This is a genomic window from Acutalibacter muris (assembly GCF_002201475.1).
GTDB classification, from domain to species: Bacteria; Bacillota; Clostridia; order Oscillospirales; family Acutalibacteraceae; genus Acutalibacter; species Acutalibacter muris.
In genome coordinates this window covers 1,840,691-1,866,568 of the sequence record NZ_CP021422.1, presented here as the reverse complement: position 1 = coordinate 1,866,568, position 25,878 = coordinate 1,840,691, and the positions used below count along the sequence as shown (strand labels likewise).

General features: G+C 52.7%; 31 protein-coding genes and 1 tRNA gene. 19 read left to right on the top strand and 13 right to left on the bottom strand.

The features are described 5' to 3' along the window. Positions 1-282 precede the first annotated feature (282 nt). Together ADH66_RS09455 and ADH66_RS19995 are read left to right on the top strand one after the other, a co-directional pair. Entirely contained in the window at positions 283-690 is a 408-nt protein-coding gene (locus ADH66_RS09455; RefSeq protein WP_084384567.1) for a hypothetical protein, read from the top strand. A 77-nt stretch (positions 691-767) separates the two neighbouring features. After that, positions 768-1,067: a hypothetical protein gene (locus ADH66_RS19995; protein WP_157130723.1), complete on the top strand. Its 300-nt coding sequence runs from the start codon at positions 768-770 to the stop codon at positions 1,065-1,067. A gap of 67 nt (positions 1,068-1,134) precedes the next feature. On the opposite strand, the gene ADH66_RS09445 is transcribed toward ADH66_RS19995, so the two are convergent. From ADH66_RS09445 to ADH66_RS09410, 8 genes are all read right to left on the bottom strand, one after another. Beyond that, on the bottom strand, positions 1,135-1,371 hold the full coding sequence (locus ADH66_RS09445) for a hypothetical protein (protein ID WP_456236490.1): 237 nt from the start codon (positions 1,369-1,371) through the stop codon (positions 1,135-1,137). 83 nt (positions 1,372-1,454) lie between these two features. Then, positions 1,455-1,880, bottom strand: coding sequence for an RNA polymerase sigma factor (locus ADH66_RS09440; RefSeq protein WP_066541398.1), 426 nt, complete (start codon positions 1,878-1,880; stop codon positions 1,455-1,457). Positions 1,881-1,967: 87 nt separating this feature from the next. Beyond that, positions 1,968-2,483, bottom strand: coding sequence for a sigma-70 family RNA polymerase sigma factor (locus ADH66_RS09435; RefSeq protein ID WP_066541399.1), 516 nt, complete (start codon positions 2,481-2,483; stop codon positions 1,968-1,970). A 503-nt stretch (positions 2,484-2,986) separates the two neighbouring features. Beyond that, entirely contained in the window at positions 2,987-3,157 is a 171-nt protein-coding gene (locus tag ADH66_RS09430; RefSeq protein ID WP_084384569.1) for a cysteine-rich KTR domain-containing protein, read from the bottom strand. A gap of 66 nt (positions 3,158-3,223) precedes the next feature. After that, complete coding sequence (locus tag ADH66_RS09425; RefSeq protein ID WP_066541401.1) at positions 3,224-4,129, bottom strand: helix-turn-helix transcriptional regulator; 906 nt, start codon at positions 4,127-4,129, stop codon at positions 3,224-3,226. A gap of 4 nt (positions 4,130-4,133) precedes the next feature. Then, positions 4,134-4,478: a DUF3795 domain-containing protein gene (locus ADH66_RS09420; protein ID WP_084384570.1), complete on the bottom strand. Its 345-nt coding sequence runs from the start codon at positions 4,476-4,478 to the stop codon at positions 4,134-4,136. Then, positions 4,478-4,825, bottom strand: a complete 348-nt coding sequence (locus ADH66_RS09415) for an antibiotic biosynthesis monooxygenase family protein (RefSeq protein WP_084384571.1) — start codon at positions 4,823-4,825, stop codon at positions 4,478-4,480. The genes ADH66_RS09420 and ADH66_RS09415 overlap by 1 nt, the downstream gene beginning before the upstream one ends. A 556-nt stretch (positions 4,826-5,381) precedes the next feature. Then, positions 5,382-5,702 carry a TnpV protein gene (locus ADH66_RS09410; RefSeq protein ID WP_066541403.1) on the bottom strand — a complete coding sequence of 107 codons (321 nt, stop codon included), beginning with the start codon at positions 5,700-5,702 and terminating at the stop codon, positions 5,382-5,384. A 31-nt stretch (positions 5,703-5,733) separates the two neighbouring features. Between ADH66_RS09410 and mobP3 the strand changes: the two genes are divergently transcribed. Further along, the gene (gene mobP3 / locus ADH66_RS09405; protein ID WP_272482108.1) at positions 5,734-6,195 is read left to right on the top strand and encodes a MobP3 family relaxase; all 462 of its coding nucleotides are present in this window, start codon (positions 5,734-5,736) and stop codon (positions 6,193-6,195) included. Positions 6,196-6,481: 286 nt separating this feature from the next. Beyond that, positions 6,482-7,630 carry a tyrosine-type recombinase/integrase gene (locus ADH66_RS09395; RefSeq protein WP_066541410.1) on the top strand — a complete coding sequence of 383 codons (1,149 nt, stop codon included), beginning with the start codon at positions 6,482-6,484 and terminating at the stop codon, positions 7,628-7,630. A 109-nt stretch (positions 7,631-7,739) separates the two neighbouring features. Here ADH66_RS09395 and ADH66_RS09390 read toward each other — a convergent pair. Continuing rightward, positions 7,740-7,816 (bottom strand) — tRNA-Met (locus ADH66_RS09390). A gap of 189 nt (positions 7,817-8,005) precedes the next feature. Here ADH66_RS09390 and ADH66_RS09385 point away from each other — a divergent pair. From ADH66_RS09385 to ADH66_RS09345, 9 genes are all read left to right on the top strand, one after another. Further along, positions 8,006-8,194, top strand: coding sequence for a DUF6019 family protein (locus tag ADH66_RS09385; RefSeq protein WP_066541412.1), 189 nt, complete (start codon positions 8,006-8,008; stop codon positions 8,192-8,194). Then, positions 8,191-9,156 (top strand): HPr(Ser) kinase/phosphatase, encoded by a 966-nt coding sequence (gene hprK / locus ADH66_RS09380; RefSeq protein ID WP_066541416.1) that lies wholly within the window; start codon positions 8,191-8,193, stop codon positions 9,154-9,156. The genes ADH66_RS09385 and hprK overlap by 4 nt, the downstream gene beginning before the upstream one ends. A gap of 51 nt (positions 9,157-9,207) precedes the next feature. Next, entirely contained in the window at positions 9,208-10,140 is a 933-nt protein-coding gene (gene murB, locus ADH66_RS09375; protein ID WP_066541417.1) for a UDP-N-acetylmuramate dehydrogenase, read from the top strand. Positions 10,141-10,172: 32 nt separating this feature from the next. After that, a complete protein-coding gene (gene rapZ, locus ADH66_RS09370; RefSeq protein ID WP_066542051.1) occupies positions 10,173-11,033 on the top strand; it encodes an RNase adapter RapZ in 861 nt (286 codons plus the stop codon). 10 nt (positions 11,034-11,043) lie between these two features. Further along, on the top strand, positions 11,044-11,634 hold the full coding sequence (locus ADH66_RS09365; protein ID WP_084384572.1) for an AAA family ATPase: 591 nt from the start codon (positions 11,044-11,046) through the stop codon (positions 11,632-11,634). Between the two features lie 39 nt (positions 11,635-11,673). Then, the gene (gene whiA, locus ADH66_RS09360) at positions 11,674-12,609 is read left to right on the top strand and encodes a DNA-binding protein WhiA (RefSeq protein ID WP_066541418.1); all 936 of its coding nucleotides are present in this window, start codon (positions 11,674-11,676) and stop codon (positions 12,607-12,609) included. 47 nt (positions 12,610-12,656) lie between these two features. Next, a complete protein-coding gene (locus tag ADH66_RS09355; RefSeq protein ID WP_066541421.1) occupies positions 12,657-16,142 on the top strand; it encodes a DNA polymerase III subunit alpha in 3,486 nt (1,161 codons plus the stop codon). A gap of 147 nt (positions 16,143-16,289) precedes the next feature. Beyond that, entirely contained in the window at positions 16,290-17,258 is a 969-nt protein-coding gene (gene pfkA, locus ADH66_RS09350) for a 6-phosphofructokinase (protein ID WP_066541423.1), read from the top strand. A gap of 11 nt (positions 17,259-17,269) precedes the next feature. After that, complete coding sequence (locus ADH66_RS09345; RefSeq protein WP_066541425.1) at positions 17,270-17,479, top strand: hypothetical protein; 210 nt, start codon at positions 17,270-17,272, stop codon at positions 17,477-17,479. 72 nt (positions 17,480-17,551) lie between these two features. Here ADH66_RS09345 and ADH66_RS09340 read toward each other — a convergent pair whose 3' ends face one another. Next, positions 17,552-17,929 (bottom strand): putative ABC transporter permease, encoded by a 378-nt coding sequence (locus ADH66_RS09340; protein ID WP_066541427.1) that lies wholly within the window; start codon positions 17,927-17,929, stop codon positions 17,552-17,554. A gap of 194 nt (positions 17,930-18,123) precedes the next feature. On the opposite strand from ADH66_RS09340, the gene galE reads away from it, so the two are divergent. The 3 genes from galE to ADH66_RS09325 all read left to right on the top strand — a co-directional run bounded on the left by galE (position 18,124) and on the right by ADH66_RS09325 (position 20,396). Then, positions 18,124-19,146, top strand: coding sequence for a UDP-glucose 4-epimerase GalE (gene galE / locus ADH66_RS09335; protein WP_066541428.1), 1,023 nt, complete (start codon positions 18,124-18,126; stop codon positions 19,144-19,146). Further along, complete coding sequence (locus ADH66_RS09330) at positions 19,130-19,702, top strand: Maf family protein (protein ID WP_066541429.1); 573 nt, start codon at positions 19,130-19,132, stop codon at positions 19,700-19,702. The genes galE and ADH66_RS09330 overlap by 17 nt, the downstream gene beginning before the upstream one ends. Before the next feature lie 61 nt (positions 19,703-19,763). Continuing rightward, a complete protein-coding gene (locus tag ADH66_RS09325) occupies positions 19,764-20,396 on the top strand; it encodes a sporulation protein YunB (protein WP_066541430.1) in 633 nt (210 codons plus the stop codon). A 36-nt stretch (positions 20,397-20,432) separates the two neighbouring features. Here ADH66_RS09325 and ADH66_RS09320 read toward each other — a convergent pair whose 3' ends face one another. The 3 genes from ADH66_RS09320 to ADH66_RS09310 all read right to left on the bottom strand — a co-directional run bounded on the left by ADH66_RS09320 (position 20,433) and on the right by ADH66_RS09310 (position 22,126). After that, positions 20,433-20,831, bottom strand: a complete 399-nt coding sequence (locus ADH66_RS09320) for a hypothetical protein (RefSeq protein WP_088364416.1) — start codon at positions 20,829-20,831, stop codon at positions 20,433-20,435. Positions 20,832-20,903: 72 nt separating this feature from the next. After that, entirely contained in the window at positions 20,904-21,392 is a 489-nt protein-coding gene (locus ADH66_RS09315) for a SprT-like domain-containing protein (RefSeq protein ID WP_236757224.1), read from the bottom strand. A gap of 53 nt (positions 21,393-21,445) precedes the next feature. After that, positions 21,446-22,126, bottom strand: coding sequence for a DUF421 domain-containing protein (locus ADH66_RS09310; protein ID WP_066541433.1), 681 nt, complete (start codon positions 22,124-22,126; stop codon positions 21,446-21,448). A 126-nt stretch (positions 22,127-22,252) separates the two neighbouring features. Between ADH66_RS09310 and ADH66_RS09305 the strand changes: the two genes are divergently transcribed. The 3 genes from ADH66_RS09305 to ADH66_RS09295 are packed head-to-tail and all read left to right on the top strand — an operon-like array spanning position 22,253 to position 25,878. Then, the gene (locus tag ADH66_RS09305; RefSeq protein WP_084384573.1) at positions 22,253-23,707 is read left to right on the top strand and encodes a spore germination protein; all 1,455 of its coding nucleotides are present in this window, start codon (positions 22,253-22,255) and stop codon (positions 23,705-23,707) included. Positions 23,708-23,719: 12 nt separating this feature from the next. Beyond that, positions 23,720-24,790 (top strand): GerAB/ArcD/ProY family transporter, encoded by a 1,071-nt coding sequence (locus ADH66_RS09300; RefSeq protein ID WP_066541440.1) that lies wholly within the window; start codon positions 23,720-23,722, stop codon positions 24,788-24,790. Then, complete coding sequence (locus ADH66_RS09295; RefSeq protein ID WP_066541441.1) at positions 24,787-25,878, top strand: Ger(x)C family spore germination protein; 1,092 nt, start codon at positions 24,787-24,789, stop codon at positions 25,876-25,878. The genes ADH66_RS09300 and ADH66_RS09295 overlap by 4 nt, the downstream gene beginning before the upstream one ends.

Sequence of the window (25,878 nt, the reverse complement as noted above, 5' to 3'; positions counted from 1 at the left end):
GGCCATTCTCGAGGTGCAAGACGAGAGCAGGCCCAGAACGCCGTTTTGGGGCATTTGTGGCGATTTGTGGGACAGTGTCAGCGGTGGATGGGAACTGCTCCAAATATGCAGAGGGTTGCAAGTTTATCCGGCAAAACAGGGCGCAGGAAACGGTCAAAAAGACAAGCAGGTTAAAGCGCGGGGTCTACCGCGCAGGTGACATCGTCCGGCAGAGCCGGTCGGTAGGGAAAAATCAGAGGTTACCGGCCCCTGAAATCAGGGGTCGGTCAGAAAGGAGAGCTTTTGAGCGAGAATAAGCAAAAATATGCATACTGGATGCGGCCCTCGATGGTCACAGAAATCGAGGAAATGCTCCCAGAAGCAAATGCCACCTCAAAGGGGGACTTTGTTTGCAAGGCGGTTGAGTTCTACATCGGGTATCTTCGGCAGCAGAAAAACATCAATTACTTGACTCCTATGTTGGCAGGAGCAATCAAAAGCGAGGTGCGTTCCCTCGGCAAAGATGTGTGTGAAATGCTGTTCAAGCTGGCGGTAGAGATGGGGATTATCAGCAACATTACTGCGGCGGTCAATGATATTCCAGATGATACTCTGGACACTTTACGGCTCAATGTTGCGCAAGAGGTAGCGTGGACAAATGGGATTCTGACCTTCGAAGATGCCGATGAGTGGCAGAATAGGGGTGACTGATTACGGCGAAAATTATTGTCACTAGCAGGTATATGCGGAACACCCCAAAGCGTTCGGCAACGGACTTGGTGAAGTATATGGGTACCCGCGAAGGCGTTGAGAAGGTGGCTGAAGGCATTGACAACTCCCCAGCTACAGTCCGTCAGCAAAGATTAGTGCAGGACATCATCAAGTTTGACTCGTCTGCCAAGGACTATGGCGAGTACCAGGACTACGAAAGCTTTCCCATCAAGAGCAATGCCAGCGAGTTCATCGACGCATTCATCGAGCGTAATGCTGACCGTATCGGCGAACTAGACAAGTCGGTTATTTTTTACGGACAGTTCAATACATGCCATCCTTTTCTGTTCCCTGCTCCTGCGTTTGCTCTCGTTTGACTTCTCCCTCTGTATCCTCTTGGCACAAGCAGGGCAATACTTCGATATGCCAGAGCCGGGGACGTATTCAAAACCACATACCGTAAAGCGTTTCGTCCCACACCTCGTTAAACTCCCTGTGCCGCTGATTCCATTGCTGAAGGTTTCTGTTCCTGCGCTCCATCTGACGAAATTCAATGAATAGCTGTTCTGACACTTCTAGTTCTTGGTGTTCGCCCTGCTCGTCCTTAAAGCTGATAAAATACCTTTTGCCGCTTTCCGTGGATTCCTCCCGAAGCGTGTATGTCTTTGCCCCGTATGCCATTTCCTTTCCTCCTGCTAAAAAGTAGGAGAGAGTTTTTCTCTCCCCACCAGATAGCCCATAGGAAAGCAGGATATATGAGACGCTTATAAAATTTTCCGCAGCTTCTTCCGCAGATGGTTGAGCCTTGCATAGACAGCCCCTGCCGTTAAATGCACAAGCGGGGCAATCTCCTTAGTGGAATAGCCCTGCATTTTCAGCAGGACGATTTGTAACGTGCGTTTATCTACCGTGATTAAAGCAAAGTACAGAGTTTCGCTCTCAATCTCGTCCAGTAAATCAGCAACAGACTTTACCTCCGTCTGCTTCTCCCTGTCCGCCATGCCCTCAAGGTATTCGCCGAAGTCGCTCGCCCATCGGTAAAACCGCCTGTTGGAATTAAAATCTGCCCTGTCGTCTGTGCGGATTTGTTCAATGGTTGCTTCATCAACGCCGCACTCACGCAGAATTTTTTCCTCGGCTTCTTTCCAGATACGCCATTTCCTATCCTCCCGTCCGTGGTTGTATGCCATCCTTATTTCCTCCAATCGAATTGATTGAGAGGGCAGGAAAAAGCCACCCCCATTTTCCCAAAGGAAAAAACAAGGGGGCTGAACGCCTTAAATTTTGTTTTCGATTATCTTTCTCAGCTTCACAAGGATTTTGGTTTTGCGCTTGTTCACAACGCTTTGTGTCACGCCTAACCGCAATCCGACTTCCCGCTCGGAAAGTTCCTCAAAGAAAAGGGCTTTTATCAACGCCTGCTCACTGCCCGACAATAAATGCAGGGCGGCTTTCAGTCTGTCCACCATCACCGCATGGACAACGGTTTCCGCAACGTCCACCGCTTCATCAACAATGAAATCAAGAATATTCCCCTCGCTGTCTGTAAATCCCTCCAATGACAGCAGGCTGTAGTTAATATCCAGTTTTTTCAGATAACGCCACCGTTCTTTATCTTTGTAGAACTCTGCGTACTGTTCCCGCACTACCTCAAGCAGACAACCTTGAATGGGAATAAACAGCTTGTCCATGTAACTCTGGTCGGCTTGCCTGCGGCGGCAGAAGTCCGTATAGGATAATTCCACATAGACATTGTTTTCTTTGATATATACTTTTCTTGGTGCATATTTCACCGTATTTTCCTCCAATCTGAATTTTTAAAATGCTAAAATCCAGATGAAGAGGGCGGCGAACGACAGCCAACAGCAGGAACAGCCCTGCGGCACATTCCGATAAAAAACGACAAAAGAAAAACCGCAAAGGTTCTGTGACCTCTACGGTTATAGGAGATATATGTTCTATTAAGTGGAGATTCTACTTCTGGTTTCATGGTGAGAAGTAGCGTTGCATGGGCAGGGATTTTTTTAACTGGCTTCCTGCCAATCCCCGATATGCTATGTATAAGTTATTTCTGCATTGCATGAGCAGATGGATAACTGCCCGAAAAAAAGACATAAAAAAATCCCTCCAAACTCAAAAACAGGTCTGGAGAGTGTCTGTTAAGTCTTTTCGGGCATAGCAATACCGCCCACCACACACCGTTTTTTTATATGGTGGGCGTTTGCCTTAAAATCCTATGAAATAAAATAGAGCCAACGAACTGTGATTTTATTTCACAAGTTCATCGGCTCTGCGTCTATGCGTCTGGCTCTGTGATGACTGTTATTTGCAAACTTTTGACTTCAATCAAAGTTTCCTGCTTGCATTTCGGGCAATAGAGGGGGTAGTTTTTCAAAACCGTATCTTCTCTAATTCTGTCACGGGTTTTGTTACCGCAAACAGGACAGAGTATCCACTTTTCTTTCATATACACTCCTATAATTGCTATTTATAATCTTTTAAATTACGGCAAACATCTGTATTTCCGACATTGTTAGTACATGGCAGATATTCTTTTAGCTTTTTCCTTTAGAATATTTCTCGCTTCAACAGGTTCAATAATTTCAACATATTCCCCAAAAGAAAGCAGATATAGGAAAGTCCAATCACTAAGCTGGTATCTAAAAGTCACTTCCAATGTTCCATCGTCTAATTTTTTAATGTATTTCTCTTGAAATTCATCATAGACTTTATACGCTATCTTTTCCGAAAAATGTAATACGAATATCGGCGTATTGTATTCTTCCTTGTAGGCAGGGGTAATGGAAAAATCCTTTGGTAATTCACGGTCAAATAATTGGTCTGTTATTTGAAGCTCCCTTATGCGAGACATCTTAAAAGTGCGAATATCATTTTTGCGCTTTGAATAGGCAACAAGATACCATGCATGAGATTTGAAAACCAATTTCAACGGTTCGACAATCTGATTGGTGATTGTCAATTCTGCATTAAAATAAGTGAACGTAATCACATACTTATTGATTATTGCACGTTCTAAAACCGTAATATTGTTTCGTTCCTTTTCAGGACTGCCCCAATAGGAAAAATCAATCTCTAGCCATTCGGACTGCAAATTGTGACTAAACAATCCAGCAATCTTGTTTAATGATTTATCAGCATCGGGATAATTTGATGACTTTAGAATCTGCAACGCCTGTATAATATTCTTTTGTTCTTCCTGCGTAAAATAAGATTTGTCCAGTGAAAAGCCTTGTAATAATGACAATCCTCCGCCATATCCCTTTTGTGATGTAATCGGTATTCCCGCAATCGATAGTATATTGATGTCCCTATATATCGTGCGGGTGGAAACGCAAAGTTCCACCGCCAGTTGCTTCGCAGTTATATTCTCATGCCTTAACAAGAGAAACACAATTTGAATAAGTCTGTCTATCTGCATATTATCACTCTGCCTTTTTGTGTTTAATGGCAAGCTGTTTTAAATGATTCAAATTTTCTGAATTATCACCTAAATTTTCTTCCAGTATAGAACATGGAAATTTGCCACACTCAGCACAACTTCCATAGGGTTTCTTAACGCCACATAGTCTTATTTCACAATCACCGCACATCTTTTGTGACACCATATCAGAATGGCATCCCAAACAATACATATCCTCTTTTGAGAATTTTGTAACATCAGTTGAATATTCGTTTGCCAATTTGATTTGTTCATCTGTATTTTTGCTGATAGTAGCCAAATAAACAGGACATTCATTACAATCCAATCCACAATATGAGAAATCCATTAAAACACTCCCTCTCCTAAATATTTGTCATGCGGAACTATTAAACATTTTTCAATAGACTTCCAATAGCTGTCGTAAAGATTTTTTTGTGCTGCTCCGTAGTTCTCTTTTGTATCAAATTCCCAGTAAAGCATATACTTAACACTTTTTACGATACGGTTAATTTTAAGAGGTGGAAGCCCCTCCTTAATTTGCTCCATGTCTATGCGATACCCTCTTTTGGCGAACCGAAGCAGAAGCAATCCCTCCTGTTTTTCTAAGAGGCTTTTGGCTTCAAGCATCAGAGCTTCAAATTCTTCTACCTTTTGCGGCTTGACTTGATAAATACATATTTCAGTAAACGGCATATTCAATTCCTCCTTCATTTTAGTTATAGCATTAGGAATGTGACAACAAGCATGTCGCATTCCTCAATTTATTTACAGTGAAATGATGATATAGTTCTTTATATTCTACCATGCTGAAACTCCTTCTGGCAAATATCAACTTTAATCAGCCCTATGAAAAGAAAAGTGACAGAACTTTTACATTCTGCCACCTTGCCTATCTATGCGAAAATAATTTCCTCATTCACAATCTCCCTCGCACACGCCCTTATGTTGTTGAGCCGTCCTGAAATCCAAACTTATATAAAATCCAAACTTTTCTGAAAACAGCTTGATAATTGGGGATTCTTGCCGGAAAAAGTTTGGATTTCGTTTCACAAAGTACAATACTCCAATTATGACAAAATGCGTAAAACATTGCTATTTAGCTCTGTTTCAATCAATTTATTCTCATTTCTGACAAGAGAAGTACAAAACAAAATCCAAACTTTTATATCAGAAAATGCCTTGAATAAAGGATTTACAGAGGAAAGTTTGGATTTCTTCTAAGTTTGGATTTTAGGCCAAATCCAAAAGTTTAGATTTGCTTTATCCATTCTAAGGCGTTTTCTTCCTTTAGCCGTTCCGTTATGCCCTGTGCCTGTTTCATGCCCTCTATGAGCCTTTCAAAGCGTTCCTGCGCCTGCCTGTCGATGTCGGCAAGGTAAGTGTTCAGCCTGCCGCTTGTAAGAAGATTGGTGTATGTAACCCTGCGGTACTGCTTCAGATAATCTAGATGCCGCTGTCCCCATGTGCCTATCGGCTGTTCTTCTTCGGCGGGTACGGTTAAGCACGGGATTAAGTAATCTCCTTGCCGCTCGTATTTTCCGCCCAGTTCCTCAAAAATCGTCTTTGCCATTGTCTGTTACCTCCACATTTTTTTATTTTGAATGTCCGCAAAATCCGTCCTACACAAGCTGGTCAGCTATATGGCAGAGCGGCCTGGGGTGGAAAAGCTAGGGTCACACGGGTTGTTTAGTCAGACCAATGACAAGATAGATTTGGATTCCGTCGCGGAAAAAGTGGGCCAGCACAAGGGCATCATCTGGACACACGTCATTAGTTTGCACCGTGAGGATGCGGAGCGGTTAGGGTACAACAGGGCCGAAGCATGGCGGGAATTGGTAAGGCGCAACGTCACCGAGTTGGCTGAGGCTCAGAAAATCGATATCAGTAATTTGCAGTGGTACGGAGCTTTCCATAACACCACGCACCACCCGCATATGCACTTGCTGGTCTATTCCAAGGACGCGAAACAAGGCTGGCTGACAAAAAATGGAATGCAGAACACTCTCAAAATTATGATGTGGGAAGTTCGATTCGGTCAGTGGTCAGCGCTCTATGTAAGCTGATTTCAAAGAGCTATGAAAAGAAGGTGGCACGGCTGAATACCCAAATTGATAGCAAACTCATGAGTAAAATTGAGCAGAAGAAGGCGGCGCATGGGTTGAAAACAGACCGCGGCGTCAGGCAGGAGATGGATGATGAGGACTATGGGATGAGGATGTAAGGAAGCCAAAATTTGCGCCGCAAAACAAAGAATACGGTTTTAGGGAAACCAGAAAAAGTAAGAAAAATGTCAGTGGACTTAGGTGGGTACTATGTGGTAGTGTTGGTAGTCAGAAAGGGGGCCAAGATATGGCGAAACGCAGAGCAAATGGTGAAGGCAACATACGCAAACGCAAGGACGGCCGCTGGGAGGGCCGCTATACAGCAGGCCGTGACCCGGAGTCCGGCAAGGTAATTTACAAGAACGTGCTTGGTAAGACGCAAGCAGAGGTCAAGGAGAAACTTGCTAGGGCTATTGAGGACAACAAGGGCTTGGATATCGTCAAAGCAGGCCAGTATACGGTAGGCCAATGGATGGACGTGTGGTTTGAGAACTACGCTAAAATCAAGGTGCGCCCGTCCTCGCACAAAACATACAAGGGTTATATTGAAAATCACATCAAGCCAAGTATCGGCAGAATACCTCTCGGCAAGCTAACAACGCTGGAAGTGCAGGCACTTTACAGAAAACTGTTGACCAGCGGCAGGGTAGAGCGTACAGAATCCAAGCAACAGCCCAACGGTTTGAGCGCGAAAACTGTGCGGAACATAAATCAGGTGATTTCGTCAGCGATGGAGTTAGCCAAAAGCCAGAAACTCATTACCACTAATCCAACAGACGGTTGCGCCCTACCAAAGGTAGAGCACCAAGAGATGAAAACGCTGACCGCCGACCAACTATCCGCCTTCTTCCGAGAGGCAAAGAACAGTGGTGTGTTCGAGATGTACTACCTGGAGTTAGCGACAGGCTTACGCCGGGGCGAACTGTTGGGCCTAAAGTGGGATGACATCAACTTAGAAACAGGCATAATCCAAGTGAAACGACAGGTAGCCAGAATCGACGGAGAGGTGGTAGAGGCTCCGCTGAAAACAAAAAATTCCTACCGCACGCTGTCCATCGGGGCAGACGCGGTAGAAATCCTCAAAGAGCAGAGGAGCAAAGTGGCTGGTGAGTATGTGTTTCCCTCGCCAAACGGTGGGCCGATTTCGCCCGACAGCGTCCTGCATATGCTACACCGGGTATTGGATAGAGCCGGATTGCCACCCTTGCGCTTTCACGATCTCCGCCACACGTTTTCGACCCTGGCACTCCAAAATGGAGTAGACATCAAGACAGTATCGGGGATACTGGGCCACTATTCGGCCGGGTTTACCCTGGACACCTACGCCCACGTCACCACCGCCGCGCAGAAAGAGGCAGCCCGGACGAAGGACAACTTACTATCCGGCAGCGTGTAGAAGTGCCCGGTCGTTTCCCCGTATGGGTCAGCGTATGGGTCAGCCAAGGGAAACAAAGGGAAAAAGCAAAATGAAATCCCCGGAAACCCTAAAGTTTCCGGGGAAAATTTGGTTGCGGGGGCAGGATTTGAACCTGCGACCTTCGGGTTATGAGCCCGACGAGCTACCGAGCTGCTCCACCCCGCGATATGTGCCGTCCCACTAGACAGCTTAATCATTATACTACAGCTCTCATAAAATTGCAACCCCTTTTTCACAAATTTATTAAAATTTTTTTCTGGGGGCAAAGTTTTGCGAAGGGGCTTTCCAATATCAAGGATTTGTGGTATAATAAAACAACATTTGTAAGTTTAGCACGGCAAAGGAGAGGGTTTTATGTGGGAGGAGCTGGGTATCAGCGGCGGTACGGCGCTGGTGATACTGATTGCGATGTATTTTGTTGTGAAATGGGCCGTGAAGAACGGCTTTGAGGAGGCATATAAGAAGACCTTTCGGAGAGATTTTAAAAAGTATTACGGCTGTTCGGACGATACGAAGGAGGATCAGGAGGAGGAAAAAGCATGATGGAAGAATATACCTTGCCGCTGTCCAAAATAATAGAACATGAGAAGCTGGAGCCCCTGCACCTGCCCAGGGACCCGGAGAATATAATCATACGTTCCCGGGATGTAATCCGTCCGGGCCTGGAGCTCAACGGCTTTTATGAGTATTTCGACACTAATCGTGTTGCAATAATGGGCCGGGCTGAGATGGGCCTATTAAACCGCTTCGGCGAGGAGCAGCGCACAGAGGTCATCGAGCGGTACTTTGCACTGCACCCCGTGGCGGTTATCCTAGCCCGGAGCATCCGTCCCTGGGACGCTATGCTGGAGGCTGCCGAGCGGTATGAGATACCGCTTTTGATGTCCGAGGACACCACCTCAGGGGCGGTTGCCAGCCTTGTGGCGTATCTCAATGTTGAACTGGCCCCACGCATTACCCGGCATGGGGTGCTCATGGAGGTATACGGCGAGGGCATTCTGCTGGTGGGTGACAGCGGCGTTGGTAAGTCAGAGGCGGCGATAGAGCTCATAAAGCGCGGCCACAGGCTTATTGCCGACGACGCAGTGGAAATACGCCGGGTTTCGGCCATCTCTCTCGTCGGCTCGGCCCCGGACAATATCAGGCACTTTATTGAGCTTAGGGGCATCGGGGTGATAAACGCCCAGCGCATTTTCGGCACCGGCGCGGTGAAGCCCAGCCAGAAGATAGAGCTGTGCATCAAGATGGAGCCTTGGGACGCCACCAAGGCCTACGACCGCATGGGTATTGAGAACGAGTTTGCGGAGATATTGGGTATTCGGGTGCCGGTTATTACAATACCTGTGAAGCCAGGGCGGAACCTGGCGGTAATAATCGAGGTGGCCGCCATGAACAACCGCCAGAAGGAGATGGGCTATAACGCCGCCCAGGAGCTCCTCGCCAATATGGGCATGGATTTCGATGAGCTCCAGCCCAAGGATGTGAAGATGGATCTGGATATATGAGCCCTGCGGCGCATATATTTACCGATACTATATTATAGAAGGGGGCCCGGTATGGACGATTTGAAATATCAGGAGCTCGACAGGCTTACAGCGGAGCTTGACTGCGAGCTCGTTCGGGACGAGCCGCTTAGTAAGCACACGAGCTTCAAGATAGGCGGTCCCGTCCGCAGACTTATCACAATATATAATTATGAACCGCTTTCTGGGATACTTCGGGAGCTTTCACGGCTTGAACTGCCGTACTTCGTACTGGGCAAGGGCTCGAATCTGCTGGCGGGGGATGGGGGATATCCCGGGGTTGCCTTAGTGCTCGAAGGAGTGTTCAACTCGGCAGCGGCGATCTCCATAGAGAATGAAGGCATGACCATACGCTCCGGGGCCGGAGTGAGTTTGGCAGCGACCTGCGTTTTTGCCCGGGACGAAGGCCTGACCGGCCTGGAGTTTGCGTGGCAGATACCAGGCTCCGTGGGCGGCGCGGTGTACATGAACGCCGGGGCCTACGGCGGGGAGATGAAGGACGTAGTCAAGCGTGTCTGGTACATGGACACCGAGGGCAGGCTTTTGGACTGCACCGGCGAGGAGCTGGGCTTCGGCTACAGAAAGAGCGCCTTTATGGACGGCGGAAAAATCATCACCAGCGCGGAATTTAAGCTAGCCCACGGCGACAAAGATGAGATAAAAGCTAGGATGGATGAGCTAAAGGCCCGCCGCCTTGAGAAGCAGCCCTATGACATGCCCAGCGCCGGCAGCACCTTCAAACGCCCCAAGACCGGCTACGCCGCCGCGCTTATAGAGCAGTGCGGGCTGAAGGGCCGAAGGGTGGGCGGCGCCCAGGTGAGCGAGAAGCACACGGGATTTATCGTGAACGCCAGCGGGGCCACCTGTAAGGACGTGCTGGAGCTGATGGACATTGTGCGGGAGACGGTGTTAAAAGAGACCGGCGTGGAGCTTGAGCCGGAGGTGCGGGTAATAGGGGAGAACTGAACGCCCGGTGGAAAAGGGAAGGGGAAATGAAAATGGAATTTGTTGTGCTTACCGGGCTCTCCGGCGCGGGCAAGACCCAGGCCATGCACTCAATGGAGGACATCGGCTTTTTCTGCGTGGACAATCTGCCACCGGCGCTGATACCTGTGTTTTACGACCTGTGTGCAGAGTCGGAGAGTACCATGGGCCGGGTGGCGGTGGTTTCCGATACCCGGGGCGGGGAGCTCTTTAAGTCCTTTTTTACGGCTATGAAAACCTTGAAGGAGGATAAAAAACCGTATAGAATACTCTTTTTGGACGCTTCGGACGGTGTGCTGGTGCGGAGGTTTAAGGAGACCAGGCGCAAGCACCCTCTTTCTGATGATTTGGCCGGGTCCCTTGAGCAGGCGGTGCGTCTTGAGCGGGACATGCTGAGGCCGGTGAGGGAGAGCGCAGATTTTGTCATAGATACCACCGGGCTCTCCCCGGCCCAGCTCAGGGGGCGGATAGCCGAGCAGTTTCTTTCAAGCGCCAGCGACTCCATGTCCGTGCACTGTATTAGCTTCGGCTTCAAACACGGCATACCCATGGAGGCTGACCTGGTGGTGGATGTAAGGTGCCTGCCGAACCCATTTTATGACCCGGAGCTGCGCCCAAAAACAGGGCTTGACCCTGACGTGCGGGACTACGTTATGGAAAAAGAAGAGACGATAGGATTTGTGGCCCGGTACATGGCGTTGCTGGACTATCTTCTGCCACTTTATGAAAAAGAGGGCAAGAGCCAGCTGGTGGTGGCAGTGGGCTGTACAGGCGGACATCACCGCTCGGTGGCGCTGGCGCAGTATATCTGCGACTACCTGGGGGAAAAGGGTGTAAAGGCCAGCGTCACACATAGGGATATGCTGAAGCATTAGGGAGAAGTATATGTGTTGCATTTTGGTCTGCGGTATACCAGCTTCAGGGAAAAGCTATGTGGCTAGGCAGCTATCGGAGATACTTGGAATACCCATGTTCTCCAAGGATGATATAAAGGAGCGGCTTTTTGATACGGTAGGTTTCCATAGCAGGGAGGAAAAGGTTGCCCTAGGAAACGGGGCCATGGAGATAATGTACTATGCGGCCGGACAGGTGCTGTCAAGGGGTGGAGCAGTTATTCTGGAAAACAACTTTGAGACCGCATCGATACCTGGCATAAAGAAGCTTATGGAGCGTTTTTGCTGCCAGTCGGTAACAGTCGAACTGACAGGGAAAGCCGATGTGCTTTACGAACGCTTCTTGGCTCGGGATCGGTCCTCCGGGCGGCACCGGGGCCATGTGCTGAATACCTGCTACCCGGAGCTGCCGGGACAGGCTGATACTTACGCGCCCATAAGCCTGGAGCAGTTTATAGAGGGGGTTACCAGGCGGGGCATGGCCGGGTTTGACATTGGCGGGCCGCGCATAGTTGTGGACGTGACAGATTTTCGGAGGGTGGACTGCGCCGCCGTGGCGGAGCAAGTAAGGGCGCTGCTATAGCGGAGTTGGGCAAAAAGTTATCTATTGCAGAGGCTGTAAATGTCATTTACTTCACAGATAAAATCCGAATTGTGCAAAATTGAATTGAAAAAGCAATGCTGTCTGCGGGCTGAATGTTACGGTGCTTGGCTTTTTTCCAAGTGCTTTAGCGTGAAGGAGAGCGCCTTTACTACAGAAAATGTCCATGTGGCACGGCGGATGCTGGAACTGGCTGCGGCCGGGGCGGGGGTCTCCCCCCAGATGACCTATGCGGTAAGCCGCAGGAAACAGCCCGCCTATCGTGTCAGCCTGCCGGAGGAGCAGGAGCGGCTCTGGCTGCTAAAGGAGTTTGGGCACAGCGGTACGGAGCCCAGCCTGCGCATAAACCGCGCTGTGCTTGAGGACGGCTGCTGTCAGGTGGCGTTCCTGCGGGGGGTATTCCTGGTGTGCGGGAACGCCACGGACCCCAACAAGGGCTATCACCTGGAGTTTGCCGCGCCGTACAAAAATCTCGCCGGGGATTTATATACCTTGCTGGGAGAAGCAGAGACTTTTCAGATAAACCCCAGCATGGTGCGCCGTCCGGGGGGGTATGGCATTTATTTGAAGGACAGCGGGCAGATCGAGAATCTGTTGACCTTTTTGGGAGCCACCGGGGCGTCCATGGAGCTTATGCAGGTGAGGATGTACAAGGAAGTTAAGAATAATATAAACCGCAAGACCAACTTTGAAACTGCCAATATGGATAAGACCTATTCGGCGGCGGCAAGGCAGATCGCCGCTATCGCGGCCATAAATGACACAATAGGGCTGGGCTCGCTGCCGGAGAATTTGCAGGAGCTGGCGGCACTGCGGCTCAACGACCCGGAGCTTACCCTGCGGCAGTTGGGGGAACGGCTGGGCATCAGCCGCAGCGGCGTTAATCACCGGCTGCAAAAGCTCCTTGAGATTGGCGAGAGAATAATTGAGGAAAAGGGTATAGATGGGGTTATGTAAATTTATTTGCGGTTATGTGTAGCAAAAGCTGAAGGGAGTGGTATACAGTGGCCTTTGCGCATCTGCACGTGCACACGGAGTACAGCCTTTTGGACGGAGCCTGCCGTATCGAACGGCTCTTGGACCGGGCCCAGGAGCTGGGGCAGGACATGGTGGCTATCACTGACCACGGCAATATGTACGGCGTTATCGACTTCTATAAAGCCGCAAAGAAGCGCGGGATAAAGCCTATAATCGGCTGTGAGGTCTATGTGGCCAAACGCACGCGCTTTGACAAGGTCAGCGAGTTTGACCGGGAGAACCGCCATTTAGTGCTGCTGTGCGAGAACCAGACTGGCTACCGCAACCTTATCGCAATGGTCTCCAAGGGCTGGATCGAGGGCTTCTATAACAGGCCGCGCATAGACTTCGAGCTGATGGAGCAGCACCATGAGGGTATTATTGCCCTGTCCGCCTGTGTTTCGGGGGAGATTCCCCGGGCAATACTGCGCGGGGACTATGAGGGCGCGAAGGAGGCAGCCCTGCGGTATAGGGACATTTTCGGTCCCGATAACTTCTTCCTGGAGCTTCAGGATCACGGATTAAACGACGAGCATTATGTAAACCCAAGCGTAATTAGAATATCCGAGGAGACCGGGATCCCTCTGGTGGTCACCAACGACTGCCACTATATAGCCCCAGAGGATCAGGAGATGCACAGGGTGCTCATGTGCATCCAGACCGGCCGCACCATAGAGGACGAGGGCGGTTTGGATTTTGGCTCGGGGGAGCTGTATGTGAAAAACGAGGAGGAAATGCGCTCTCTTTTCCCGGAGCACCCGGAGGCAGCGGACAATACCGTGAGGATAGCGGAGCGCTGCAACGTGGAGTTTGAGTTCGGCAAGACAAAGCTGCCAAAATTTGACACCCCGGACGGCACACCTAACCAGGAGTTTTTCGAGCGCATATGCCGGGAGGGCTTGCGGCAGCGTTATGGCGACAACCCCTCGAAAGAACTTATAGACCGGCTTGAGTACGAGATGGACACCATAACCAGTATGGGTTATGTCAACTACTATCTGATTGTGTGGGACTTTATACGCCACGCTAAAAGCATAGGCATACCTGTGGGGCCGGGGCGTGGCTCCGGGGCGGCCAGCATTGCGGCATATAGTATTGGCATCACTAATATCGACCCTATTCGCTATAACCTTATATTTGAACGCTTTTTGAACCCGGAGAGGGTGAGTATGCCCGACTTCGACATAGATTTCAGCGACGAGCGAAGGGACGAGATAATCGACTATGTGTTGGAGAAGTACGGCGCGGACCACGTGGCGCAGATAGTTACCTTCGGCACCATGGCCGCCAGAGCGGCTATCCGTGACGTGGGCCGGGCCATGGCCATACCCTTTAACAAGGTGGACCAGGTGGCAAAGCTGGTGCCCATGGACCTGGGCATGACCCTGGAAAAGGCCCTGAAGTCCTCCAAGGACTTTAGGGAGAAATGCGAGTCCGACGCCCAGGTCAAGGCCCTTGTCAGTATGGCCATGAAGGTGGAGGGTATGCCTCGTCACGCGTCTACCCACGCGGCAGGGGTGCTTATCACCGACAGGCCGGTGATGGAGTATGTTCCGCTGGCCAAGAACGATGATGTGGTAGTCACCCAGTTCACCATGACCACGGTGGAGGAGCTGGGCCTGTTGAAGATGGACTTTCTGGGCCTTAGGAACCTGTCGGTGATAGACAACGCGGAGAAGCTTATCCGCGCCTATCAGCCTGAGTTCTCCATGGAAAGCGTGCCCCCGGACGATAAAGAGACCTTTGATATGCTGGCAGAGGGCCACACCGTGGGAGTGTTCCAGTTTGAATCCGCCGGCATGACTAGGCTGCTGGTCCAGTCCCAGGCGGAGGGTATAGAGGATCTGATAGCTATAATTTCCCTGTACCGTCCGGGGCCAATGCAGTTCATACCAATGTATCTCGAAAACCACAAGGAGACGGCCCGTGTTAAGTACCAGCACCCTCTTTTGAAGCCCATACTTGACGTGACCTTCGGCTGCATAATCTATCAGGAGCAGGTGATGCAGATATTCCGGGACCTTGCCGGGTATTCCCTGGGCCGGGCCGATATCGTGCGCCGGGCCATGTCAAAGAAGAAACACGACGTGCTTGAAAAGGAGCGGCAGATATTTATCCACGGCCAGCAGCGCGAGGACGGTACCTGGGAGGTGGAGGGCTGCCTGAACCGGGGGGTGGACCAGGCCACGGCGGAGACGCTGTTTAAGGAGATACAGGATTTCGCTTCATATGCGTTCAATAAGGCCCACGCGGCGGCATATGCTCTTGTGGCGTACCAGACGGCATACCTCAAGTGCCATTACCCCAGGGAATATATGGCGGCACTCCTGTCCAGTGTGCTGGGCAGTACCGGCAAGGTGGCAGAGTATATGGAGGAGTGCAAACGCCTTGAAATTTCTGTGCTGCCGCCTCACGTAAACTACAGCGGTGCGGGCTTTGCCGTGGACGGCCAGAGCCTGCGCTTCGGTCTGGCGGCTGTAAAGAACCTGGGGCGTCCGGCCATCGCCCGTATGGTGCAGGAACGGGAGGGCGGGGGGCCCTTTGGCTCCTTCCGGGACTTCTGCAGGCGCATGAACGGCAAGGACATGAACCGCAGGGCCCTTGAGAGCCTTGTAAAATGCGGGGCTCTGGACGGCCTTGGCAATAACCGCCGGGAGATGCTCATGGGCCTTGAGAGCATTATGAACCAGCTGGACAGCGCGAAGCGCCGAAATATAGAGGGCCAGATGGGCTTCTTTGACTCGCTGGAACCAGATGGGCAGCCAAAAGAGGAGCCGCTGGAAAAAGCGGAGGACTTCTCACAGATGGACAAGCTGTCTCAGGAGAAGGAGGTCACGGGCATGTATCTGAGCGGCCACCCCATGTCAGCCTATTCCACGCTGTACTCTGGTGGGCACTACGCCAGGAGTATAGATATCCTTCAGAGTGCCCAAGGAGAGGGGGCCTATGCCGACGGCCAACGGGTATCAATGCTGGCTATAGTGACCTCGGTGCGGCGCAAGGACACCCGCTCGGGCTCTACTATGGCGTTTGTAACCTTGGAGGATATGTCTGGAGCAGTGAACGGCCTGGTGTTCCCCAGTGTCCTTGATCAGTACGGCAATTTGCTGTATGAGGGCGCTGTGATAGAGGCCCAGGGACGGCTGAGCTTCCAGGAGGATAAGGAGCCGGAGCTTCTTATGGACAAGGCGGCACTGCCGCCAAAAGCTGGGGATAAAGCGGGGCAGAAGCCCTCCGGCCGACCGGGGTTGTACCTGCGGGTGGATTCACAAGAGGATCCGCGCTTTAAAAAGGCAATGCAGTATGTGGAGATTTTTGACGGCGGACATAACGACCTTTATATCCTGTTTAAGGACACAGGCAAGCTGGTGCGGGCCCCAGCAAAGTACCGGGTGGAGATGAGCCGCCAACTCCTGGGGGCCCTGGAGCGGCTCCTGGGCAGTGAGAATGCCCAATATGTGCGGGCTGTGTAGGGATAATCAAAAATATATTGCTAAAATCACAATACGTGCCGGCAAAATCTAAACTAACCCCTTGATAATTCCAATAAATTTGGTATAATGTAAGGGTGAAAATGTAAATGACCGGGCGTGGCCCGGTAAACTTTGGAGGGAACAAATATGGGAGCAAAAACAATAGCAGTATTGACCAGCGGCGGCGACGCCCCAGGCATGAACGCGGCCGTCCGGGCGGTGGTGCGCAGCGCCATCTCCTTTGGCATGAACGTCTACGGCGTCATGCGCGGCTATAACGGCCTGCTAAATGGCGATGTAAAGGAGATGAATATGCGCAGCGTCTCCGACATTATGCAGCACGGCGGCACAGCTCTGTTCACCGCCCGCAGCCCCGAGTTCAACACCCCCGAGGGCGTAAAGAAAGCGGCGGACTTCTGCCGTGAAAAGGGCATCGAAGGCGTGGTCGTCGTCGGCGGCGACGGCTCCTTCAGAGGAGCTAGGGACCTGTGCGGGGCTGGCATCTCCTGCATAGGCGTGCCCGGCACCATCGACAACGATATCGCCTGCACAGACTACACCATCGGCTATGACACCGCCCTGAACACAGCCATGGAGATGATCGACCGCATACGCGACACCACAGAGTCACATGACAGGTGCAGCGTGGTGGAGGTTATGGGCCGCCGCTGCGGCGACATCGCCCTGAACACCGGCATCGCCGTAGGCGCTATGGCCACCCTGGTGCCCGAGGTGCCCTATGACTTCGAGCGGGACATCGTCGAGCGCATGAAGGCCGCACAGCGGACCGGCAAGCGCCATTACATCATCGTTGTGGCTGAGGGTGTGGGCCACACCCAGGAGCTTACCGAACGCATCCAGGCCGCCACCGGCATAGAAAGCCGGGCCACGGTCCTGGGCCATGTACAGCGCGGCGGTTCCCCCACCTTGAGGGACCGTGTGGTCGCCAGCCGCATGGGCTATCACGCCGTGGAACTGCTGAATAATGGTGCTTCCAACAGGGTTGTGGCCATGAAGGGCGAGCAGATCGTGGACTTCGACATTACCGAGGCGCTGAATATGCCCAGGATATTTGACGAGAACCTGTATAGGGTGTCCGCAAGGCTTTCTATTTAAGATGAATTTTGATGAAGCTTTTTAACCAGCTGGTCCTTGTTAATTATTCTCACCCAGACTGTGTGCCCCTTCTGAACATCATGCGTCTGCCGAAGGAGGAGGCGTTCCGCTTGGCGGAGGAACTTGCCAGGAAGCACCCGGAGGGCACTGCTTTCGGCGGCTCTATGAGGAGAACGGTGGGTATCAGGCCCTTTTGGAACAGTCCGGCTGCCACTATGTAGAGGCCCAGCTTTGGAGCGACAGATATGTAAAATGAAAAAGAGAGGGCAGGCCCTTCGGCTTACCCTCCTTTTTTATACCCTTCGCTCTCTCAAAAGTCCGCACAGCGCCATTGCCGGAAGGGTCAGACCGAACCACAACAGAGAGTAGGGCAGACAGACCTGTCCCATAATGTTCATGGGCATGTCTGAGTAATCCCATACCCCAAGGCCCATCACTTGATTTACAATAATGCCTGCCGCAAGCTCTACCCCAGTTATTAGCCCGGAGCCCGCAAGGCACCGGGTGAAAAGGCTGTGGCTCTCCAGCATTCCGCAACAGACATGATCGATAAGGCACAGGCATACCCCGCCTGCCAGGGCCATGGAATAGTGGGTATGGCCCCGCCAGGCCATCTCTAAGGTGGGATAGGCACAGCTGCCCGTTAAAAATAGAATACTGTCTTTTCTCATATCAACTACACTCCCTTACATTTATCGCTTTGATGCCGCTGCGGTTATTATCCCCGGAGAAAAGAGAACTATTTTGCGTTTTTTCAGTAATATATTGACGATTTACTGAAATATCCTTGCTATTTTCCCCTTCTATGCCTATAATATTTGCAGAAGCGGTAAACCGCAAAATCAATTGAAAGGCGGGAAGCAAGATGAAAATTTTGGTAACAGGCGGTGCTGGATATATCGGCAGCCACACCGTGGTGACCCTTTTGGAGCAGGGGCATCAGGTGGCAATAGTCGATAACCTGTGCAACAGCAAGCGGGCTGCGGTGGAGCGGGTAGAGCAGATAACCGGCAAGGAGGCGGCCTTCTATGAGATCGACGTACGGGACGAGGAAAAGCTGCGGGAGGTCTTCATAAAGGAGCAGCCGGAGGCAGTCATACACTTTGCCGGGCTCAAGGCCGTGGGCGAGTCGGTGCGGGAGCCGCTGATGTACTATGAGAACAACCTGAACTCTACCCTGGTGCTCCTGAAGGTCATGGAGGAGCAAGGTGTGAAGAACATCATCTTCTCCTCCTCGGCAACGGTGTACGGCGAGCCCGCCACGGTGCCCATCAGGGAAGACTTCCCACTGCCCACCAGCGCAAACTGCCCCTATGGCAACACGAAGCTGATGATAGAGCATATCCTGGAGGACTACGCCGTGGCCCATAAGGACTTCAGCCCGGTGCTTCTAAGGTACTTTAACCCTGTGGGCGCCCATGAGAGCGGACTTCTGGGGGAGGACCCCAACGGCATACCCAACAATCTGGCCCCCTATATCGCCCAGACCGTGGTGGGCAAGCTTGAAAAGCTTCATGTTTTCGGCAACGACTATCCCACCCCCGACGGCACCGGCGTGCGGGACTATATCCATGTGGTGGATTTGGCGGAGGGTCATGCCGCCGCTTTGAAGCTCTTTGAGAACGGCCCCTGCGGCGTGAAGGTCTACAACCTGGGCACTGGGCACGGAGTCTCTGTGCTGGAGATGGTGGCCGCGTTCTCAAAGGCCGCCGGGAAGCAGGTGCCCTACGTGATAGACCCCCGCCGTCCCGGCGACATTCCCACCTGCTATGCGGACTGCTCCCTGGCCGAGAAGGAGCTGGGCTGGAAAGCTAAGAAGACCGTTGACGATATGTGTGCGGACACCCTGCGCTGGCAGAGAAGGAATCCCAATGGCTTTGAGGATTAAGGAAAAGCTGGTGCTGGCCTCTCAGTCTCCCAGCCGCAGGAGGCTTCTGGAGCAGGCGGGGGTAGACATAGAGGTAATAGTTTCAGGCGCGGACGAAACGGTCCCGGAGGAATATACCCCCTCTGAGACGGTGGAATGTCTCGCGCAGCGCAAGGCTATGGCCGTGGAAAGGCTCTGCCCCGGGCGGGCCATTATAGCCGCCGACTCGGTGGTAAGCATAGACGGCATGATAATCGGCAAGCCCGAGGACGACGAGGCCGCGAAGGCTACCTTACGCAGGCTCTCCGGGCGGATCCACAAGCTGTATACGGGGGTTTGCCTAAGTGTGAGGGGAAAGCGCCGGGTATTCCATCAGGTTACGGACGTGACCTTTTATGAGCTTACCGGGGAGGAAATAGCCGAGTATGTTGCCATGGGCGAATCCACCGGCCGGGCAGGAGGCTACGGCATAGAGGGCATAGGGGTCATGCTGGTGAAGGAGATAGCCGGGGACTACTCCAATATCGTTGGGCTCCCGGTGGCCGAGACTTTGCGCCGCCTCCGCGAAATGCTCTGAGAAAGGCAAATACGAACCAAAACACCACCCTCTGCGTAAGATAGCAGGGGGTGGTGTTGGTATGCGTTACATACGAAAAAAGTTTCCGCGGCGTTATCGTGGCGGCGGTAAAAAGCGGCGCTGGGCGGTATGGCTGGTCCTGGCGGTAATAGTGATAGCGGTGTTCTGCGAGCGGGCCATATCCGGCGTTTCGCCGGAGCTTATAGAGGAGGCCGCCAGAGGGTATGTTTTGGAATGTATCTCCGAAGCGGTGGACGCGGAGATGGAGGAGGATAAGGGCCCCTTTGTGAACGTGGAGAAGGGGAGCGAAGGCCAAGTCTCATTGGTCAGCGCAGACCAGGAACGGCTGAACAGCCTGCGTGCGGGGGTGCTGGAAAGGCTCTCCCATTCCCTAAAGGGGCGGGCAACGGTCTATGTGCCGGTGGGCAGCCTCACGGGCGTGGGACTTTTTAACGGCAGAGGGTTCCCGGTGCCGGTAAAATTGCAGCTTGAGGGCTCGGCCATTGTAGAGTTTTCAACAGAGTTCACCGGCGCGGGGATGAACCAGACCTGCCACCGGCTGGTGATGACCGTTCGGGCCAGGGCTTATTCGCCGTCCAAGCGCTTCGAGACCTCTGTTGAGACGGAGACCGCCACGGTGCTTGCTGAGACCATGGTGGTGGGCGAGGTGCCGAAGATGAACCTGCAACAATAAAAATAAGGCCAGGAAGACGATGTTCCTGGCCTTATTTCATTTTGTAGGCTGATGAATAAGCTTCTTTAAGTCTATAGAGGACATTTTCGAGCGGTAAAGCTGGGTTTCGCCGGAATAGTAAAAATCCACATAATCGCCGTTTATGTCCACGACGGCGGTGGGTCCCGCCTGACCGTCCCGGGTGATGGTCAGGGTCATGTCGGGATAATAGGCAAAAAGGGAGAAGTCCTTATCTAAAGGCTGTGCGTCCTCGGTAACAGCGGCAAAGTCCTCAATGCGCTGCCGGTTCTTTGCATTGCTTGCGTTCAAGTGCAGAAGCTTTGTTTGGTGTCCGTAGCCCTGGGTCAGGTCCATTTGAAGGGTGTCCGGCGAAGAACAGCATGGAAAAAGAAGGAGTAATAGGACTGTGCAGAGCGCACAGAGAAATCTTTTCATGACGAAGCCCCCTTCTACAAAAAATTACCAGTATTATTCTACCCCATGGAGTGAGAAATGTCAAGGTCTGAATCAAAGCACCCGCTTTAGTTTCCCGCCGCAGGGGCAACGGTAGCGCCAGGGGGATTTTACGGCCTTTGACATGCGCATACGCTTTATCTGTGCGCCACAGCTCTGACATTCCAAAATATATTTTATTTCCTCGTGCCGCAGGGGCCCAATAGGGGTTTCGGTCCTGACCGTGCGCTCTATCCTGTACCCAAGCTTTTCGTTTACTATCTGGGCGTAGGCCCTCCACCGGGCCCCGTGGTCCCGGCATTTCGGGCAGGTATGCAGCAGCTCATGGACTAGAGTCTGCTTTAGTAAAGCCTCATTTTCAAGCACCTTTTGGGAGACCTCTATCCAGTAGCGGCCTGACTGGTAAAAGCAGCAGCCCAGCCGCCGCTTGGCCCGGGTATTCACTCTAACCTCCGGCTCCAGCCTGCTGGACACAGGAATTCCAAGAGCCAGGAGTTCCAAACGAAGTCCGGCCATGAGTCCGTCAAGTTCTCTTTGCAGCACAGTATACACCCCCGCCGATATATTATAGCAGGAGAAGGGAGAATTGACAAGGGTCAGCCGCCTTTAGGCTGCTTTTTGATTATCAGCTGTTTACCATCGGTGCGGGCGGTCATGATGAAAACTTCTGAAAGCTCAGTACCCTGGCATTTGAGTTGCTCCCGCAGCCAGTGGGGGTCCTTGCCGCATAATTTAAGGGAGTGCTGGGAAATACGCCCGTCGCTTATGACCACTACCTCTAACGCCTCCTCCGGGACGTTTACCCCCGCCTGTTTGGGGGTAAGGGAGTCGGCGGCGGATTTTTTCAGCACGCTCAATTCGCCGTTGGTCTCGACAATGGCATAGGCCACCTCCTCCAGGGCAAAGGCGCCTGCCTGGCGCAACTCCTCGAACAGATCCTCCGTACTCATGCGCAGGCGGCGCATCTGATCCTGGAGCACCCTTCCGTTCTGGATAACTATCATGGGATTCCCGCATACCGCCTGGCGGAACTTGCCGCATTTGAGCATGAGCAGCGATACGACTATTTCGCATACTACCAGCACCAGCATGGGTATAAGGCCGTTCCACAGCGGGTCGTCATGCTGCTGGATCGGCATGACCGCAAGCTCGGATATCAGCAGCGTGACCACCAGCTCTGAGGTTTGCAGCTGGCTTATCTGCCGCTTGCCCATAAGCCGCACGCTTATTAAAATGGCCACATACATAACGACGGTGCGCACAAGAGATATAAGCATAGTTCTCCTCTTTCCGATAATTACTATAATTATGCCGGTATTATCCCTCGCTCACGGCGGATTTATCCGTATAATCACGCTGTATTTGCCCAAACTATCCGTGATTAGAAATTGGGGGGCGGGGAATTGGAGAAGGTTTCAGCGGCATTGGAGGACAACAAGAAATATTTGCAGGACGAGTTCAAAAACTCTATGGACTTTATGATGCGTGAACTGGACCTGTCCGGCACGGGCGCCGCGCTGTTTGCTCTTGACGGGCTGGTGAGCAAGCAGATCATTACCCTCAGCATATTGAACCCGCTGATGGAGGCGGGAAATATGCCCGGACAGGGGACGGAGCAACTGGGGCATATTGAGCGGGCGGTGCTGGGGGCTGTGGAGCAAAAGCACGAGACGAAGATGGACCAGATACTCCTGCTGCTTATGAGCGGCTTTGCTGTGCTTATAATTGACGGCTGTGACGAGGCCCTGGTCTTCGGCGTACAAGGTTTTGAGAGCCGCGGTCTGGACGAGCCACAGAATGAGGTCATGCAGCGGGGGGCAAAGGACGGGTTTAACGAGAGCTACCAGAACAATATGGCGATGATTCGCCGCCGGATGAAGACCACCTCGCTGAAGTTTGAGAAGGCGGAGGTGGGCGGGAGGAGTCATACTCCCCTAGCCATATGCTATCTTGAGGGTATGGCCAGCCCGGAAATATTGAGAAAGGTGAAGGAGCGTCTGAAGGCCTACGACCTACAGACGGCCCTCGGAGCGGGATACCTCACCAGTTTTTTAGAACGAGGCGGAGTGTTCAGCGGCGTGGGGCAGACCGAACGCCCGGACGTGGTATGCGGAAAGCTGGAGGAAGGCCGCATAGCCATTCTGGTGGAGGGCACGCCCAGCGTCATAATAGTACCCTTCCTGTTCGTTGAAAATTTCCAGACCCTGGACGACTACCTGACAAGGCCCTTCTACGGCACCTTTATCCGCTGGCTGAAGTACGCGGCGTTCTTTCTCAGCACCTTCCTGCCGGGACTGTATGTGGCCATCGCCACCCACCACCCCGAGATGCTGCCTGAAGCCCTGCTTCTCAAAATATCCGAGTCGGAGTCTCAGACCCCGTTCCCGGTTATGGTGGAAACGCTTATCCTGTACTTCCTGTACGAGGTACTGAGGGAAGCAGGACTCCGCGCCCCAAAGTCCCTTTCAGCAACAGTGAGCATAGTGGGCGGGCTTGTGATAGGAGATACGGCGGTATCGGCGGGGCTTGTGAGCGCGCCGTCGCTGATGGTGGTGGCCCTGACCGCCATAGCCGGGTATGCCGTGCCAAGGCTCTATGAGCCCCTGGCCCTTCTGCGGCTGGCGTTTTTGCTGGCGGGAAATTTCTTGGGCGTATGGGGCGTGATGATAGGATTGGTGCTGCTTTTAATGGACCTCTGCGGTACGGACAGCTTCGGCGTGCCGCTTCTGTCTCCGGTAGCTCCCTATAACGGCCGGCTGGCCTTTAGGGACGTGTTCATGAGGGCGGGCTGGCGGCGGCTGGCGAAGGGCAGCGCCAATGTGCAGGATATGCCGGGCAGCAGAGAAATAGGCGAATAAGGGGGGAGCGAGATGGTCCGTACCAAGATAAGTCAGGCTCAGTTTTTTGTGTCAATGTTCGTGTCGCACATTCTTGTCACCATTGCCCTAAACGCCAAGTATACCGGCGGCGAAAGTATCTTGGACAATATCGTGTCTTATGCTATTGCCATGATAGCGGCTGTAATTATAGCGTTGCCAATCTGGCTGTGCCAGAAACGTGGCACTGTGCCGGAGTTGGCGGTGAAGTCCATGGGGAGCGTGGGCTATATTGTGCCGGCGGCATACTGGCTGTACTTTGTGCTGGCAGGCAGCTCCTCTCTTGCGCTGTTTCAGATATTCCTGATGGACACAGTGAATCCGGGGTTTTCGGCCAGCCTTGTGACGGCCGCCATCATCGGAGTGGCCCTTTACGGCGCTCTGCATGGCATAGAGACCGTGGCCCGCTGTGCGTCCTGTGTGCTTATAGTAATGCTGCTGGGCTGCGTGCTGGTGTTCGGCATAGTGGTGGCGCGGTTTGACCCAAAGAACCTAGAGCCGCTCTTTCAGTACGGATACTCCCAGACAATCCAGGGGACTATACTGTTTATAGCGCGCACCTCTATTTTTGCGGACATGGCGGTGCTGCTGCCCCAGGTAAAGGGGCGAAAGGGGTGGGGATTTGCGGGCTGGATATTAGGGACAGCCGCTTTTGTGTCCCTGACCCTCCTGCTTATTGCCGGGTGTCTGGGCAGGTACGCCTATACCCAGAACTTCCCGGTATACGTACTGGCCGCGCTGACAGAGGTGCGCTCCCTACAGCGGCTGGACGCGGTTTTCACCGGGGTGTGGATGATGGGACTGGTCATAAAGCTGGCGATGGACCTATATGCCTGCCGGGTGTGCTTTTTTTCCATCACTGGAAACAGGGAGAGAAAATGGCCGGTTTGCGGGACGGCCATACTATTACTGGGGCTGACAATGCTGGCGGTGGGCAATTCCACGGTACAGGGGTGGCTGCTGGACCCGTGGGCGCTTTTTCTGTGCACGGTAGTAAGCGGGTCAGTCCTGCCGCTTGTATCATGGCTTGCGGCAATAATTCGTGGGAAGGGGGCAGTGAAATGAGGAAACTGGGTGCGGGGGTTTTGGCGTTGGCGCTGTGTGTAAGCCTGTCCGGCTGTAGCTATCCCGAGCTCTATGAGCGGGTTCTTATCCACGGAATAGGGGTTGACTGGACCGGCGATGGCTATAGGGTGACGGTACGCTCCTCCGCTTCGGCTGAAGACGAGGGGGAGGAGCTGTTTGTCTCAGAGGGAGAGACAGTGCTGCAAGCTCTCTCAGATTTGTCCCTTACCACGGGCCGTGAGCCCTTCTATTCCCACAACTACCTGGTGGTGTTCGGCATGGACTGCGCTTTAAACGGTCTTGACGACTGTTTGGATTTCTTTGTACGGTACTATAACACAAGGCCCGCGGTAAAGATGTTTCTCTCCGCTACCACCGCCCAGGAGGTGCTGTCCACTGAAAAGGACGGAAAGCTAATGAAGATGTCCCAGCTCCAGGCCCTAGGCCGGGGCGGACAGTATAACGGACAGGCCGCCGAAGTGGAGATACTGGACTTTGTAAACGCCGTGGAGGGGGAGGGCTCCTCCCCAGTACTTCCGGCACTTAGAACAACAGAAGAAGGTGTGGAGGTTTTCGCTACAGGCTATTTCAGCGGCTGTAAGCTGACTGGACTTATGGACCCGAGAGGGACCCGGGGATGGCTGGCGGCGACGGACAAGCTGAAAACTGGGGAACTGACTCTGGAGGACCCTGAGGGCGGTACGGTTACTCTCAGTCTGCGCAAGACCTCCGGGAGAATAAAGGTTGATAAAAGCGGCGGGCCCTCCTTTGAGGTAGAACTTGAGGTTGACGCGGATATCAGCTCTGCGGACCGGGTGCAGCTGGAGCGGCCGGACGCTTATAGCAGGATTGAGGACGCCGCCCGGCAGCTTCTGGAGGAGGATACCCGCGACGCTATCGAACAAGCCGTGATCAATGACGGCTGCGATATCTTCGGGTTTGGCAGGCTAATGTACCGCGAGGAACCGGGGCTCTGGCGGGAGAATAAAGAGCGCTGGCCGGACCTGATGAGGGAATGCCAGTATCAGGTATCGGCCAGCGTGAAGGTCCGCCGCTTGGAGCAGGAGAACAGGAACGGGATAGGCTAG

Excerpts from the sequence above, each read along its gene's own strand:
- ADH66_RS19995 (WP_157130723.1), top strand. The coding sequence starts at position 768 with ATGGGTACCCGCGAAGGCGTTGAGAAGGTGGCTGAAGGCATTGACAAC.
- ADH66_RS09445 (WP_456236490.1), bottom strand. The coding sequence starts at position 1,371 with ATGGCATACGGGGCAAAGACATACACGCTTCGGGAGGAATCCACGGAA.
- ADH66_RS09440 (WP_066541398.1), bottom strand. The coding sequence starts at position 1,880 with ATGGCATACAACCACGGACGGGAGGATAGGAAATGGCGTATCTGGAAA.
- ADH66_RS09430 (WP_084384569.1), bottom strand. The coding sequence starts at position 3,157 with ATGAAAGAAAAGTGGATACTCTGTCCTGTTTGCGGTAACAAAACCCGT.
- ADH66_RS09425 (WP_066541401.1), bottom strand. The coding sequence starts at position 4,129 with ATGCAGATAGACAGACTTATTCAAATTGTGTTTCTCTTGTTAAGGCAT.
- ADH66_RS09420 (WP_084384570.1), bottom strand. The coding sequence starts at position 4,478 with ATGGATTTCTCATATTGTGGATTGGATTGTAATGAATGTCCTGTTTAT.
- ADH66_RS09415 (WP_084384571.1), bottom strand. The coding sequence starts at position 4,825 with ATGCCGTTTACTGAAATATGTATTTATCAAGTCAAGCCGCAAAAGGTA.
- ADH66_RS09410 (WP_066541403.1), bottom strand. The coding sequence starts at position 5,702 with ATGGCAAAGACGATTTTTGAGGAACTGGGCGGAAAATACGAGCGGCAA.
- mobP3 (WP_272482108.1), top strand. The coding sequence starts at position 5,734 with ATGTCCGCAAAATCCGTCCTACACAAGCTGGTCAGCTATATGGCAGAG.
- ADH66_RS09395 (WP_066541410.1), top strand. The coding sequence starts at position 6,482 with ATGGCGAAACGCAGAGCAAATGGTGAAGGCAACATACGCAAACGCAAG.
- ADH66_RS09385 (WP_066541412.1), top strand. The coding sequence starts at position 8,006 with ATGTGGGAGGAGCTGGGTATCAGCGGCGGTACGGCGCTGGTGATACTG.
- hprK (WP_066541416.1), top strand. The coding sequence starts at position 8,191 with ATGATGGAAGAATATACCTTGCCGCTGTCCAAAATAATAGAACATGAG.
- murB (WP_066541417.1), top strand. The coding sequence starts at position 9,208 with ATGGACGATTTGAAATATCAGGAGCTCGACAGGCTTACAGCGGAGCTT.
- rapZ (WP_066542051.1), top strand. The coding sequence starts at position 10,173 with ATGGAATTTGTTGTGCTTACCGGGCTCTCCGGCGCGGGCAAGACCCAG.
- ADH66_RS09365 (WP_084384572.1), top strand. The coding sequence starts at position 11,044 with ATGTGTTGCATTTTGGTCTGCGGTATACCAGCTTCAGGGAAAAGCTAT.
- whiA (WP_066541418.1), top strand. The coding sequence starts at position 11,674 with ATGTCATTTACTTCACAGATAAAATCCGAATTGTGCAAAATTGAATTG.
- pfkA (WP_066541423.1), top strand. The coding sequence starts at position 16,290 with ATGGGAGCAAAAACAATAGCAGTATTGACCAGCGGCGGCGACGCCCCA.
- ADH66_RS09345 (WP_066541425.1), top strand. The coding sequence starts at position 17,270 with ATGAAGCTTTTTAACCAGCTGGTCCTTGTTAATTATTCTCACCCAGAC.
- ADH66_RS09340 (WP_066541427.1), bottom strand. The coding sequence starts at position 17,929 with ATGAGAAAAGACAGTATTCTATTTTTAACGGGCAGCTGTGCCTATCCC.
- galE (WP_066541428.1), top strand. The coding sequence starts at position 18,124 with ATGAAAATTTTGGTAACAGGCGGTGCTGGATATATCGGCAGCCACACC.
- ADH66_RS09330 (WP_066541429.1), top strand. The coding sequence starts at position 19,130 with ATGGCTTTGAGGATTAAGGAAAAGCTGGTGCTGGCCTCTCAGTCTCCC.
- ADH66_RS09325 (WP_066541430.1), top strand. The coding sequence starts at position 19,764 with ATGCGTTACATACGAAAAAAGTTTCCGCGGCGTTATCGTGGCGGCGGT.
- ADH66_RS09320 (WP_088364416.1), bottom strand. The coding sequence starts at position 20,831 with ATGAAAAGATTTCTCTGTGCGCTCTGCACAGTCCTATTACTCCTTCTT.
- ADH66_RS09310 (WP_066541433.1), bottom strand. The coding sequence starts at position 22,126 with ATGCTTATATCTCTTGTGCGCACCGTCGTTATGTATGTGGCCATTTTA.
- ADH66_RS09300 (WP_066541440.1), top strand. The coding sequence starts at position 23,720 with ATGGTCCGTACCAAGATAAGTCAGGCTCAGTTTTTTGTGTCAATGTTC.
- ADH66_RS09295 (WP_066541441.1), top strand. The coding sequence starts at position 24,787 with ATGAGGAAACTGGGTGCGGGGGTTTTGGCGTTGGCGCTGTGTGTAAGC.